Source organism: Microbacterium sp. CCNWLW41 (genome assembly GCF_037083505.1).
Window position 1 is genome coordinate 765,420 of record NZ_JBAOJP010000001.1, and the last position, 13,075, is coordinate 778,494.

At 71.1% G+C, this 13,075-nt stretch carries 10 protein-coding genes; 7 read left to right on the forward strand and 3 right to left on the reverse strand.

Going from position 1 to position 13,075, the window contains the following annotated elements:
* Positions 1-11 precede the first annotated feature (11 nt).
* Both V6R91_RS03385 and V6R91_RS03390 read right to left on the reverse strand, forming a co-directional pair.
* Complete coding sequence (locus tag V6R91_RS03385; RefSeq protein ID WP_336394172.1) at positions 12-857, reverse strand: LLM class F420-dependent oxidoreductase; 846 nt, start codon at positions 855-857, stop codon at positions 12-14.
* A 29-nt stretch (positions 858-886) separates the two neighbouring features.
* The gene (locus tag V6R91_RS03390; protein WP_336394173.1) at positions 887-1,528 is read right to left on the reverse strand and encodes a hypothetical protein; all 642 of its coding nucleotides are present in this window, start codon (positions 1,526-1,528) and stop codon (positions 887-889) included.
* A gap of 128 nt (positions 1,529-1,656) precedes the next feature.
* Between V6R91_RS03390 and V6R91_RS03395 the strand changes: the two genes are divergently transcribed.
* From V6R91_RS03395 to V6R91_RS03405, 3 genes are all read left to right on the forward strand, one after another.
* A complete protein-coding gene (locus tag V6R91_RS03395; RefSeq protein ID WP_336394174.1) occupies positions 1,657-2,874 on the forward strand; it encodes a glycosyltransferase in 1,218 nt (405 codons plus the stop codon).
* Positions 2,875-2,880: 6 nt separating this feature from the next.
* On the forward strand, positions 2,881-4,161 hold the full coding sequence (locus V6R91_RS03400; protein ID WP_336394175.1) for a glycosyltransferase family 4 protein: 1,281 nt from the start codon (positions 2,881-2,883) through the stop codon (positions 4,159-4,161).
* Positions 4,162-4,452: 291 nt separating this feature from the next.
* Entirely contained in the window at positions 4,453-5,493 is a 1,041-nt protein-coding gene (locus V6R91_RS03405) for a GlxA family transcriptional regulator (RefSeq protein WP_336394176.1), read from the forward strand.
* A gap of 30 nt (positions 5,494-5,523) precedes the next feature.
* On the opposite strand, the gene V6R91_RS03410 is transcribed toward V6R91_RS03405, so the two are convergent.
* A complete protein-coding gene (locus V6R91_RS03410; protein ID WP_336394177.1) occupies positions 5,524-5,934 on the reverse strand; it encodes a DUF7144 family membrane protein in 411 nt (136 codons plus the stop codon).
* 195 nt (positions 5,935-6,129) lie between these two features.
* Between V6R91_RS03410 and V6R91_RS03415 the strand changes: the two genes are divergently transcribed.
* The 4 genes from V6R91_RS03415 (at position 6,130) to V6R91_RS03430 (ending at position 13,042) form a co-directional block, all read left to right on the forward strand.
* A complete protein-coding gene (locus V6R91_RS03415) occupies positions 6,130-7,797 on the forward strand; it encodes a SulP family inorganic anion transporter (protein WP_336394178.1) in 1,668 nt (555 codons plus the stop codon).
* A gap of 98 nt (positions 7,798-7,895) precedes the next feature.
* Entirely contained in the window at positions 7,896-10,112 is a 2,217-nt protein-coding gene (locus V6R91_RS03420; RefSeq protein WP_336394179.1) for an ATP-dependent Clp protease ATP-binding subunit, read from the forward strand.
* A 370-nt stretch (positions 10,113-10,482) separates the two neighbouring features.
* Entirely contained in the window at positions 10,483-11,325 is an 843-nt protein-coding gene (locus tag V6R91_RS03425; protein ID WP_336394180.1) for a UbiA family prenyltransferase, read from the forward strand.
* Between the two features lie 82 nt (positions 11,326-11,407).
* Positions 11,408-13,042, forward strand: a complete 1,635-nt coding sequence (locus tag V6R91_RS03430; RefSeq protein ID WP_336394181.1) for a glycoside hydrolase family 10 protein — start codon at positions 11,408-11,410, stop codon at positions 13,040-13,042.
* The last annotated feature ends 33 nt before the right edge of the window (positions 13,043-13,075 follow it).

The following is a 13,075-nucleotide window of genomic DNA, read 5'->3' on the forward strand; positions in this document are numbered from 1 at the left end:
ACGCGTGATTCTCAGGGACGGAAGCCGTTGACGAGGCTCCGCCACTCCAGGAGGGGGACGAGCGGCGACAGGTCGTACTCGGGTCCGTCGATGGCAGGGATGATGAGCCGGAACCCGAGCTCGTACAGGCGGGCCGGGGCATCCGTCTCCAGCAGCGGCCCGAATCCGCGGATCGTGTAGCCGGTCGACAACTCGATATCGGCGGGGTCGCGCTCTTCCCGCGCGCACCACTCGTGGAGCACGGCGATCTTGCGCGGCAGGTCGTCGAGCTTCGTGAAGGTGTGCCAGATATCGGCGTGCTGCGCGACCAGGCGCAGTGTCTTGCGCTCTCCCTGCCCGCCGATGAGCACCGGGATGCGGCGGGTCGGCGCCGGATTCAGCCGGTCCCACCGGGCGCGGATGCGGGGCAGGTCCTCGGCGAGGGCATCCAGGCGCGACCCGACCGTGCCGTACTCGTAGCCGTACTCGTCGTAGTCGTGCTGGGCCCACCCCGAGCCGGTGCCGAAGATCAGCCGGCCGGTCCCGGTCGCCCTCGCGCTGATGTGATCCACGGTGCGGGCCATGTCGGCCTGCAGGTCGGGATTGCGGTACGAGCTGCAGTTCACCAGTGGGCCGAACTCGACCCGCTCGGTCTGCTCCGCCATCGCGGCGAGCACTGTCCAGGCCTCGAAGTGCTCCGCGTCCATCGGCGCGGTGAGCGGGAAGAAGTGGTCCCAGTTGAAGATGGCGTCCACGCCCATCTCCTCCGCGCGCAGCACCGCGTCGCGGTAGGCCGTGTAGGAGCCGTGCTGGGGCGCCAGCTGCACGCCGATGCGCAGCGGTCGATGGGATGCGGGATGCCTCGGCTCGGGGGTCACGTGCGCTCCTCGGGTTCGGCCTCGTCGGGTCAGTTCCTGGGCTCGATGCGCAGCACGTCGGGCGACTCGCCCACCGCGAGGTCGTCGACGACGCGGACGGTGCGGGCGAGGTCGTCGACGCTGCCGATCACGGTACCGAACCGCGCCCGGTCGGAGCACACGGCGTTGACGGTGATGAAGTGCGTGCCGGTGTCCCACGTGTAGGTGGCGAACGGGGGCGTGCGCGGATCGGACGGCAGCGACATCTCGAGCTTCTCCCCGACGCCGAGGTACGGGTTGCGGAACGATTCGGTGTCGTCGTACTCCATCGGCATCATCGCGCGCGCGGCCCGCAGGTCGTTGGTCGCCTGCTGGATCTGGGCCATCACGACGACCAGCTCGGCGTCGGCCTTCCACACCCAGACGAGCACCCTGCCGGCGGCCCTGCGCATGAGGAACGGCGCGGCCTGGCTCATCGCCCACGCCGCCATGCCGCTCCCCGGCCGCGCGCCGGTGCGCGCGTCGCCCGCGGGACCGGGGAGGGCGGTCCCCGCGGCGCCGCCGAGCGCGGTCTGCGCCTGGCCGAGCAGCATCCGGATGGCCGCCTTGCGATGGCGGCGGCCGCGGAAGCCGAGGGATTCGGTCACGGGAACCCAGAGGCTGGGGTCGGCGTCGGCCTGCAGTCGGGGCATGCCCCCAGCGTACGTGGGCCGTCTGGCGCGTTCCTGGGGAGGTCCGGGAGACCCCTCGGGTACAGTGGAGCCCGCGTGTGTCCCACCCCCGCCACCGCGCCCCCCGCCGCACAGACAGGCCCAATCCCGTGACCGATCCTGCGACGCCCGACGACACGTCCGCCGATGCCGCGCCCCCGCGCGCGCTGAAGATCCTCATCGGCGCCGACACCTTCCTGCCGCACGTGAACGGCGCGGCGCGGTTCGCCGAGCGCCTCGCCGCCGGCCTGGTGTCCCGCGGGCACGAGGTGCACGTGATGGCCCCCAGCAAGACGCACCGCGAGCACGGCACCTTCACCGAGGTGATCGAGGGCCAGCCGATGAGGATGCACCGGCTGCCGTCGTGGCGCTGGTACCCGCACGACTGGCTCACCTTCGTCATGCCGTTCCGGTCGAAGCACTACGCCCGGCGCGTGCTCGACCAGGTGAAGCCCGATGTCGTGCACATCCAGTCCCACATCGTCATCGGCCGCGGCCTGTCGCGCGAGGCGACCAAGCGCGGCATCCCGATCGTGGCGACCAACCACGTGATGGCCGAGAACATCCTCGACTTCACGACGCTGCCCGACGTGCTGAACAAGCGCTTCGTCAAGCTTGCGTGGGCTGACGCGAAGCGCACGTTCGACCTGACGCGCGCGGTCACCACGCCGACGCGCAAGGCGGCGGACTTCCTCGAGTCGACCATCGACATCAAGGGCGTCATCCCCATCAGCTGCGGCATCGACGCGTCGAACTACACCGCCGACTTCACGCCCCGCGACGCGCACCGGATCGTCTTCGTCGGACGCCTCACCACCGAGAAGCAGATCGACGTCATCCTGCGCGCGATCGCCGCCCTGGACCCCGCCCTCGACGTGCGCTTCGACATCGTCGGCAGCGGCGATCAGCGCCGCAACCTCGAGCAGCTCACCGAGGAGCTCGGCCTGACGGAGCGCGTGCACTTCCACGGGCACACCAGCGACGAGGAGCTGCGGTCGCTGCTGTCGAACGCGAGCGTGTTCGCGATCGCCTCGATCGCCGAGCTGCAGTCCATCGCCACGATGGAGGCGATGGCGTCGGGACTGCCCGTCGTCGCGGCCGACGCCGTCGCGCTCCCGCACCTCGTCCACGACGGCGAGAACGGCTACCTCTTCCGCCCCGGCGACGTGGACGACCTCGCGGCCAAGCTCACGACCGTGCTCACCCAGTCGCCCGAGGAGCGCCTGCGCATGCAGCAGGCCTCGCTGGAGGGGGTCAAGGTGCATGACATGCGCCGCACGCTCGACACGTTCGAGGCGCTGTACCGCGACGAGCCGCTGCCGGAGTAGCGCACCGTGCACGTCCTGATGTTCGGCGACCAGCACGTCGAGTCGCTCGGCGGGGCGCAGGTGTCGATGCGGCTGCAGCGCCGCTTCCTCGAGAGGGCCGGCCACACCGTCACGCTGGTCGCGCCGGCGATGCACCGGCCGCGGGCTCGGGCGGAGGCATCCGATCCCTCGTACGTCGACCTGCCGTCGATCCCGATCACGGTCGATCGCGAGTACTCGATGTCGTGGCCGGGCCGGCGCACCGATCGATGGCTGGATGCCGCCCTCCGCCGCCTCGGCGAGACGACCGGGCGCCCGCCGGTGGATGTGGTGCACGTGCAGGCCGACTTCTGGGGCGCCCTTATCGGGCACCGGTACGCGCAGCGTCACGGGCTGCCGGTGGTGCACACCATGCACAACCGCGTCGACGTCGGCATCGAGGCGACCGCGCCCTTCCCGAAGACCGTGCTTCGCGTGCTCAACGCCTGGCAGCGCCGCGCCCTCGGCGTCGCCGGCGAGGCGAAGCCGGCCGGCCGCGACGGCTGGTCGTACCTGCGCCGGTTCGCGCTCCGGTCGGATGCCGTCACTGCACCCTCGTCGCACTTCGCCCGGCGGCTCGAGGCGCACGGGGCGGTTCCCGCCGGGCGCCGCGGCGTCCTGCCTCACCTGGAGGCGGCGCCGACTCCGCCCATGGTCGACGTGATCTGGAACGGCATCGACGACGACGTGCTCGACGAGGTCCTCGCCGGCGAGACGGAGCGCGCCCCCGGCCGGCCGCGGCTGGTCTGGCTGGGCCGGATGAGCCCCGAGAAGCGCCTGCTGCCTTTCCTCGAGGCGGTGGCCGCGTCGGGCATCGACGCCGACATCGAGATCATCGGCGGCGGCGGCCAGCTCCGTGCGGCGCGGCGGCTCGTCGAGAAGCTGCGGCCTCGCGCGTCCGTGACGTTCGCGGGACGGATGCCGTACCCGCAGACACTGCGGCGGATCGCCGCCGCCGACGCGGTCGTGCAGACTTCCATCGGCTTCGAGACGCAGGGGATGACGATCTTCGAGGCGGCCTCGCTCGGCACGCCCGCCGTCGTGAGCGACCCCGATCTGGCCGCCGAGCTCGAGTCGGGCCACTGGACGGCGGGGGACGGCGTCACGGCGGACGCGTCGACGGCCGCGCTCGCGGCCGCGCTGCGGCAGGCGGCATCGGACATCGCCGCCGGAACCGCGCGCATCCCCGACCCAACGATGCGCGAGCGCTTCCGCCAGTCGTCGCGGACCGCGGCGATGATCGCCGTCTACGAGCGCGTCACCGCCTGAACGGTCCGCGCGCGGTGCCCGCCCCTCAGAGACCGGGGAGCGGGATCCGCGCGGCGGTGTCAGGGAAGGCGGGTGCGGTCGGTGGGAATCCGACGGTAGCCGTCGGTGCGGAGGGCGGCGATCGTCGACCCGATGGCCGCCACGGACAGGGCTGAGATGAGAATCACCATGAACATGGCAGAAACGCTACGCTTGCGCTGTAACTGCCACGAGTGGCAGGATGGACATACAACGAACGAAAACTGCCACGCCAGATCTGGCGCGGCGGACGAGATGAGACGAGGGATCGAGATGAAGACGGTCGCCTGCATCGTGACGGACGGGTTCGCCCCGTTCGAGTTCGGCGTCGCGTGCGAGGCCTTCGGCCTCGACCGCTCCGAGGACGGCATCCCCAGCTTCGACTTCCGCGTCGTGACTCCCGATCCCGGGGTCGTGGAGTCCAAGATGGGCTTCTCGATCAACGTCCATGAGGACCTGTCCTTCGCCTACGAGGCGGACCTCGTCGTCGTGTCGCCGGTTCCGCATCAGTACTGGGGCCGCATCGACGAGCGCGTGCTCGACGTGATCCGCGCGGCGGTCGCCCGCGGCGCGTGGGTGCTCAGCGTCTGCAGCGGGTCGTTCGTCGTCGCCGCCTCAGGGGTGCTCGACGGGCGACGCGCGACCACCCACTGGATGTACGCGCAGAAGATGAAGGAGATGTACCCGTCCATCGACGTCGACCCCGACGTCCTCTACGTGCAGGACGGCCGCATCATCACCAGCGCCGGCACAGCCGCCGGCCTCGACGCGTGCCTGCACCTGCTGCGCCAGGAGCTCGGCGCCGAGCTGACGAACATCATCGCCCGCCGCATGGTGGTGCCGCCGCAGCGCGACGGCGGACAGGCGCAGTTCATCGCCAACCCGCTGCCCGCCACGACGTCGCTTTCGCTCGCGCCGGTGACCGATTGGATGCTCGACAACCTGCGTCTCGAGCTCACCGTCGACCAGCTCGCCGCCAAGGCGCACATGTCGCCGCGCACGTTCGCCCGCCGCTTCAAGGCCGACCACGGCGCGACGCCGGCCGCGTGGCTCGCGCGTCAGCGCATCATCCACGCGCAGCGCCTCCTCGAGAAGACCGACCTCGGGCTCGACCGCATCGCGTACGAGTCCGGCTTCGGCTCGGCCGCCGTGCTGCGGCAGAACTTCGCGCGCGTGCTCGGCATCACGCCGACGGCGTACCGCGCACGCTTCGCCTGCAACCTCGACGAGGAGTGCGGCGACGCCGCGATGACGGATGCCCCGGCCGCCGCCGAAGCGGTGGCCGAGGCATCCGTTCTCGAGCCGGTGGCCTGACGCGCAGGGCGTCAGGCCACCGGGCGCGGCTCAGCGGGCGTAGCCCTTCAGCTCGCGACCGTGGACCGTGAGCGCGTAGATCACCAGGACGTCGAGCGCGAGGACCGCGAGCGACAGCCACGGCTGCGCGGCGATGAGGGTCAGCTGACCGATCGCGTTGAGCGAGACGAGGATGATGGCCACGACCCGCGCCCACGTCGCTCCGGTGAGCAGCGCGATGCCGGTCAGGATCAGCAGCAGGCCGATGATGAGGTGCCACCAGCCCCACGACTGGATGTCGAGGGAGAACAGCGCCGACTCGCCGACGAAGAACGCGGTGTCGGGGCCGATCAGGGCCTGGAGGCCGTGGAAGGCGTCGATCGTGCCGGCGATGATGAGGACCACGGCGGCGAAGACGCCCCAGCCCACCCATCCCGTGACGGTGGTGTCGTTGTCGGTCATGTGAGCGTCCTTTCGTGGCGGCGAGGGTGCCGGACTGCGGCGCGAGCCGGAGGCTTGCGTCGATCGACACGCTAGCGAGCCTGGGAGAACCCTGGGAAGAGACCTCGTCACACAGGTCGCGTGAAATTCGTCCCGCGGTGCCCCGGCCGGGGGTCGGCCCGACCGCAGGGCGGTGGCCTTCGCTACCGTGGGCGAATGCCGCTCGACCCGCGCACGTGGTTCTCGCGCGCGACTCTCCGCAAGGATGCCGTCGCCGGGGTGATCCTCGGCGTCGAGGCGGTGCCCGACGGGCTCGCGGCGGGCCTGCTCGCCGGCGTGAACCCGCTGGCCGGGCTCTACGGCTACCTGTTCGGGATGGTGGGTGCGGCCGCGCTGACCAGCAGCGCCTTCATGGCGGTCCAGGCCACCAGCGCCATGGCGCTCGTGGTCTCGGACGCCGAGCTCGACCGGCTGCCCGACCCCGGCCGTGGCCTCTTCACCCTCGCGATCCTCACCGGCATCATCATGGCGATCGCGGGGCTCCTCCGCGGCGGGCGCCTGATCAGCTTCGTGCCGACCGCGGTGATGACGGGCTTCGTCACGGCCATCGGCGTCAACATCGTCCTCGGCCAGCTGTCGAACTTCACCGGCTACCAGGCGGAGGGCGCCAACCGTCTGCTCAAGACCCTCGACGTGCTGGTGCACATCGGGCAGTGGAACATCCCCTCGCTCGTCGTCGGCGCGATCTCGGTGCTCGTGATCGTGGTGCTGCTGCCGACGCGGGTGGGCAGCATGGGGCTCGTCATCGCCGTCGTCGTCGGATCGGTCTGCGCGGTGCTGCTGAACCTCTGGGTGCGCGGCGAGGTCGTGCTGCTGCGCGACATCGTCGACGTGCCGCGGGGCCTGCCGGCGCCGGTGCTGCCCAGCATCGCCGACGTGCCGTCGCTGGTGATCCCCGCGCTCTCGCTGACCTTCATCGGGCTCGTGCAGGGCGCGGCGGTCTCGGCGGGGATCCCGACGCCCAGCGGGAAGCGCGCCGACGCCAACCGCGACTTCCTCGGGCAGGGGCTGGGCAACGTGGTGTCGGGGCTGTTCCAGGGCATGCCCGTGGGCGGGTCGATGTCGGGCTCGTCGCTCATCCTGCAGGCCGGCGCGAAGTCGCGGATGGCGCTCTTCATCGCGGGCGTCGTCATGGCGCTCGTCGTCTTCCTCGCGGCCGATGTCGTCGCGTTCGTGGCGATGCCCGCCCTCGCCGGCCTGCTGATCGTGGTCGGCTGGCGGGCCATCAAGCCGAGCCGCGTGTACTCGGTGATGAAATCGGGTGCGCTGCCCACCACTGTCATGGCCGTCACTTTCGGCCTCACCCTGATCATCCCGCTGCAGTTCGCGGTGCTGGTGGGGGTCGGGCTCGGCGTGATCCTCTACGTCGCCGAGCAGTCCAACAGCGTGCGGGTGTGCGCGGTGCATCTGTCTCCCGACGGGCGCATGCGCGAGAGCGACCCGCCCCCGGTCGTCCCGGCGGGGGAGGTGCTCGTGCTCCAGCCGTACGGCAGCCTCTTCTTCGCCAGCGCGCCGGTGTTCGAGCGTCAGCTGCCGGACGTCAGTCGGGAGTCCAGCGGCTCGGTGGTCGTCGTGCGGCTGCGGGGAACGGACGAGATCGGGCTGTCGCATGTCGAGGTGCTGCGGCGGTTCGCCGCGCAGCTGCGCGATGCCGGCTCGACGCTCAAGATCGTCGCGACCGCGGATCGGGTCATCTCGCAGCTGGACGCCGGCGGTCTCACCGCGATCATCGGCGAGCGCAACGTGTACCGCGGCTCCGAGTGGGTCGGCGAGACCCTCCGCGCGGCGTACGACGACGCGCGCGACGAGCTGCGGGAACGCTGAGCGCCGAGCGGTGCTGGCGCTCGTCGGCATGCGCTGGTAAACTTGAGTCACAACGACTCAACTTTGCGAAGTCGGGTCCCAAGATTTCAGGGAGACAGATGAACGCCACGCAGCAGCCCGGGCAGGAGGACGCGCAGAGCGCCCTCGAGCAGTTCGGGATCAACCTCACCGACCGCGCCCGCCAGGGCAAGCTCGATCCCGTCATCGGGCGCGACAGCGAGATCCGGCGCGTCAGCCAGGTGCTGACCCGCCGCACGAAGAACAACCCCGTCCTCATCGGCGAGCCCGGCGTCGGCAAGACCGCCGTCGTCGAGGGCCTCGCCCAGCGGATCGTCGCGGGCGACGTCGCGGAGTCCCTCAAGAACAAGGAGCTCGTGACGCTCGACATCTCCGCGCTCGTCGCGGGCGCGATGTACCGCGGCCAGTTCGAGGAGCGGCTGAAGGCCGTCCTCAAGGAGATCACCGAGTCCGACGGACGCATCATCACGTTCATCGACGAGCTGCACGTGCTCATGGGCGCGGGCGGCGGCGAGGGGTCGGTCGCGGCATCCAACATGCTCAAGCCGATGCTCGCGCGCGGCGAGCTGCGCCTCATCGGCGCCACCACCCTCAACGAGTACCGCGAGTTCATCGAGAAGGATGCCGCCCTCGAGCGTCGCTTCCAGCAGGTGTACGTCGGCGAGCCGTCGGTGGAGGACACCGTGGCGATCCTGCGCGGGCTCAAGGGCCGGTACGAGGCCCACCACGGAGTGACCATCAGCGACGGCGCGCTCGTGGCCGCGGCATCCCTCTCCAATCGCTACATCCCCTCCCGTCAGCTTCCCGACAAGGCCATCGACCTGATCGACGAGGCGATGAGCCGCCTGAAGATGGAGATCGACTCGAGCCCGCTCGAGATCGACCAGCTGCGCCGTCAGCTCGACCGCATGCGGCTCGAGGAGCTGGCGCTCAAGAAGGAGAAGGACCCCGCGTCGAAGGAGCGGCTGGCGAAGCTGCGCGAGCAGATGGGCACCGCCGAGGCGGAGCTCTCCGAGCTCGAGAAGCGGTGGGAGCGCGAGCGCGCGAGCCTGAACCGGGTCGGCGAGCTGAAGAAGCAGCTCGACCAGGCGATCATCGACCGCGACCGCGCGCTGCGCGAGGCGGACTACACGCGCGCCTCCAAGCTCGAGTACGAGACGATCAAGCGCCTCCAGGTCGAGATCGCGCAGGCCGAGCAGGCCGAGGCCGCGTCGTCGGAGGACCGCATGGTCAACGAGCAGGTCACCGACGAGGACATCGCCGCCGTCATCGCGGCATGGACCGGCATCCCGGTCGGGCGTCTGCTGCAGGGCGAGAGCGAGAAGCTGCTGCACCTCGAGAGCGAGCTCGGCAAGCGCCTCATCGGCCAGAAGTCGGCGGTGAAGGCCGTCGCCGACGCGGTGCGCCGCAGCCGGGCCGGCATCAGCGACCCGGGTCGTCCGACGGGGTCGTTCCTGTTCCTCGGTCCCACCGGCGTCGGCAAGACCGAGCTGGCCAAGGCGCTCGCCGACTTCCTCTTCGACGACGAGCACGCCATGGTGCGCATCGACATGTCGGAGTACGGCGAGAAGCACACCGTCTCGCGCCTGGTCGGCGCCCCTCCCGGCTACATCGGCTACGAGCAGGGCGGTCAGCTCACCGAGGCCGTGCGGCGGCGCCCCTACTCGGTGGTGCTGCTCGACGAGGTCGAGAAGGCCCACCCCGAGGTGTTCGACGTGCTGCTGCAGGTGATGGACGACGGACGCCTCACCGACGGCCAGGGCCGCACGGTCGACTTCGCGAACGTGATCCTGATTCTCACCTCGAACCTCGGCTCGCCGATCCTCATCGACCCGACGCTGTCGTTCGAGCAGAAGCGCGAGTCGGTCATGGCGATCGTGCGGCAGGCGTTCAAGCCGGAGTTCCTCAACCGCCTCGACGACGTCGTGATGTTCTCGGCGCTCAGCGAGGACGACCTGGCCCAGATCGTCGAGCTCACGGTCGACGCCCTGCAGCGGCGGTTGAAGGACCGCCGCCTGACCCTCGCTGTCACGCCCGACGCGCGCGCGTGGCTCGCCGAGCGCGGCTACGACCCCGTGTTCGGTGCCCGGCCGCTGCGCCGCCTCATCCAGTCCGAGATCCAGGACCGCCTCGCGATGGCGCTGCTGTCGGGCGGCGTGCGCGACGGCGACATCGTCCGGGTCGACGTGGCGGCCGACGGCTCGCAGCTCGTGCTGACGAGCGACGGCCCCGTGGCATCCGCCCCGCCGGTGGCCGAGGACGACGACGTGATCGAGGCCGAGCTGCTGGACGACTGACGCCGGGCGCCTCGCGGCGCGGGCGGTGTGCGGCGGCGCGGGGGTAAACACCGCAGACGCGACGAGACACCGCCCGATCCCGTGGTGTCCCGTCGCGTTCGTGGTGTTTCGCCTGCGTGGAGGGGGACGGATGCCGCAGCCCGTGGCGCAAGTCCCCATACCACGCCTCTCGCCCGGCGTCTCCCGGGGTAAACACCGCAGACGCGACGAGACACCGCAGACGCGACGAGACACCGCCCGGTCCCGTGGTGTCCCGTCGCGTTCGTGGTGTTTCGCCTGCGTGGAGGGGGACGGATGCCGCTGGCGGAGGCGCTCGCCCTACCCAGCCGGGCCCGCCGCGGCCGAGGGGCGGGGCGTGAGAGCATCGAGGATGCGCTCCGTCCGCGCCCTGTGGGGCTCGTCGCATCCTGGGCCTACCCTCGTCGTGACGGCGCTCGCCCTGGCGCTGGGGATCGCGACCGGCCTCGAGCCCTGGCGGCTGGGGCTGCTGACGCTCGCGGTGTTCGCCGGCCAGCTGTCGATCGGCATCTCCAACGACGCGCTCGACGCCGCGCGCGACCGGGAGGTCGGCCGCACCGACAAGCCGCTCGCGCGGGGCGACGTCCGGCTCGGCGTGGCGTGGGGCGCGGCAGGGGGACTGCTCGCCGCGGCCCTCGTGCTGTCGGCACCGCTCGGATGGCGGATGCTGGCGGCGCACGCCCTCACCCTCGGCTCGGCGTGGGCGTACAACGCCGGGCTGAAGTCGACGCCGTGGTCGATCGTGCCGTTCCTCGTCAGCTTCGGGCTCTTCCCATCACTGGCGACACTCGCGGCGCCCGACCCGGCGTTCGCGCCGGGGTGGGCATGGATCGCCGGTGCCGCGCTCGGGGCGGCCGTGCACCTCACCAACGTGCTGCCCGACCTCGCCGACGACGCGCGCACGGGCGTGCGCGGCCTGCCGCACCGGCTCGGCCCCCGCGTCTCGGCCATCGACGCGGCGATCGGCGTCGTGGGCGGCGCAGTCGCGGTGCTGCTCGGCGCCGCCGGAGGAGACCTCGCCGCCGTGCGGCCGGTGTCGTGGGTGTTCTTCACCGCGGTCGTCGTCCTCGCCGGCGCGACCGCGTGGCTCGCGGCCACGCGTCCGCCGAGCCGGCTGCTGTTCCGGCTCGTCATGCTCGCCGCCCTGCTGCTCGCGGTGCAGCTCGTCGCCTCCGGAGAGGCGCTCGCCGCCTGAGGGCCCGTCCGGAAGCAACCCTTCACATATCGGATAAGTTCTGGAAGTATCTTCCAGAAGGAACCGACCAGGAGGATCGACGATGCCCCTCGACCGCACGCCCCACGAACCCCAGCTCTCGCCCGGCCTCGACCGGCGCGGCTTCCTCACCCTCGCTGTCGCGGGCGCCGCGGCATCCGCCTTCACCGTCACGATCGGCACGCTGAGCCCGGCCCCGGCGCTCGCCGCGACCGCGGGAGCCGAGGCATCCGCCCTCGCACCGCGCAAGCGCGAGCTGCGGGCGATGTGGATCTCGTCGGTCGTCAACATCGACTGGCCGTCGCGCACCGGGCTCAGCGCCGCCGATCAGCAGGCCGAGTTCCTCCACTGGCTCGATGTCGCCGAGCAGTTCCACCTGAACGCGGTGTTCGTGCAGGTGCGCCCCACCGCCGACGCGTTCTGGCCGAGCCCGCTCGAGCCGTGGTCGCAGTACCTCACCGGCGTGCAGGGTCGCGACCCGGGCTACGACCCGCTCGCGTTCATCGTCGAGGAGGCCCACCGCCGCAACCTCGAGCTGCACACCTGGTACAACCCCTACCGGGTGTCGATGGGTGCCGACCCCTCGGCACTCGTGCCCGACCACCCCGCCCGCGTGCATCCGGACTGGATCTGGGCGTACGGCGGCAAGCTCTACTTCGACCCGGGCCTGCCCGAGGCGCAGGAGCACATCCAGCAGGCGATCCTGCACTCGGTCGAGAACTACGACATCGACGGCGTGCACTTCGACGACTACTTCTACCCCTACCCGGTGGCCGGGCAGACGATTCCGGATGCCGCCACCTACGCCGCGCACGGCGCGGGCTTCGCGGACATCGCCGACTGGCGGCGCCACAACGTGAACACGTTCGTGCACTCGGTCTCTCAGCGCATCAAGGCGCTGAAGCCGTGGGTGAAGTTCGGGATCAGCCCGTTCGGCATCTGGCGCAACCGCACGACCGACCCGCTCGGCTCCGAGACCGGCGGCTCGCAGTCGTACGACATGCAGTTCGCAGACACCCGCAAGTGGGTGCTCGAGGGATGGCTCGACTACATCAACCCCCAGATCTACTGGCAGTTCGGGCTCGCGGTCGCAGACTACGCGAAGCTGGTGCCGTGGTGGGCCGACGTGGCGGCGACATCGGGCACGCACCTCTACATCGGCGAGGCGCTCTACAAGGTGACCTCGGGCGTCTTCACCGATCCGGCCGAGCTCTCGAACCATCTGACGTTCGACCGCGAGATCGACGCGACGCGCGCCCCCGTGCACGGCAACGTGTACTTCTCTGCCAAGCACGTGCCCGCCGACCCGAAGGGGTCGATGTCGATCGTGCGCGCCGACCACTACTCGCGTCCGGCGATCGTGCCGGCGATGCCGTGGCTGCCGGCCGGCGACCTTCGCACGCCCGTGCTCGCGAACGCCGTGCACGGCGCGGGCGGAGTCACGGTGCAGTGGTCGGATGCCGCACCCCCGAGCGCCCGCGCGACGTCCTTCGCCGTCTATCGTGCTGACGGCCAGGTCGCCGCGCTCGACACCGAGGATGCCGCCAACCTCGTGGCCACACGGCGCGCGCACCCCGGGGTGGTGCAGCGATTCGTCGATGCGACCGCCGAGCCCGGCGCGGTGTACACGTACGCGGTCACCGCCCTCGACCGGGTCTGGAACGAGAGCGCGGCCAGCGGCGTACGCGTCACCGAGTAGCGGCGTGCGCGCTCGCTGACGGTGCCCGGGGAC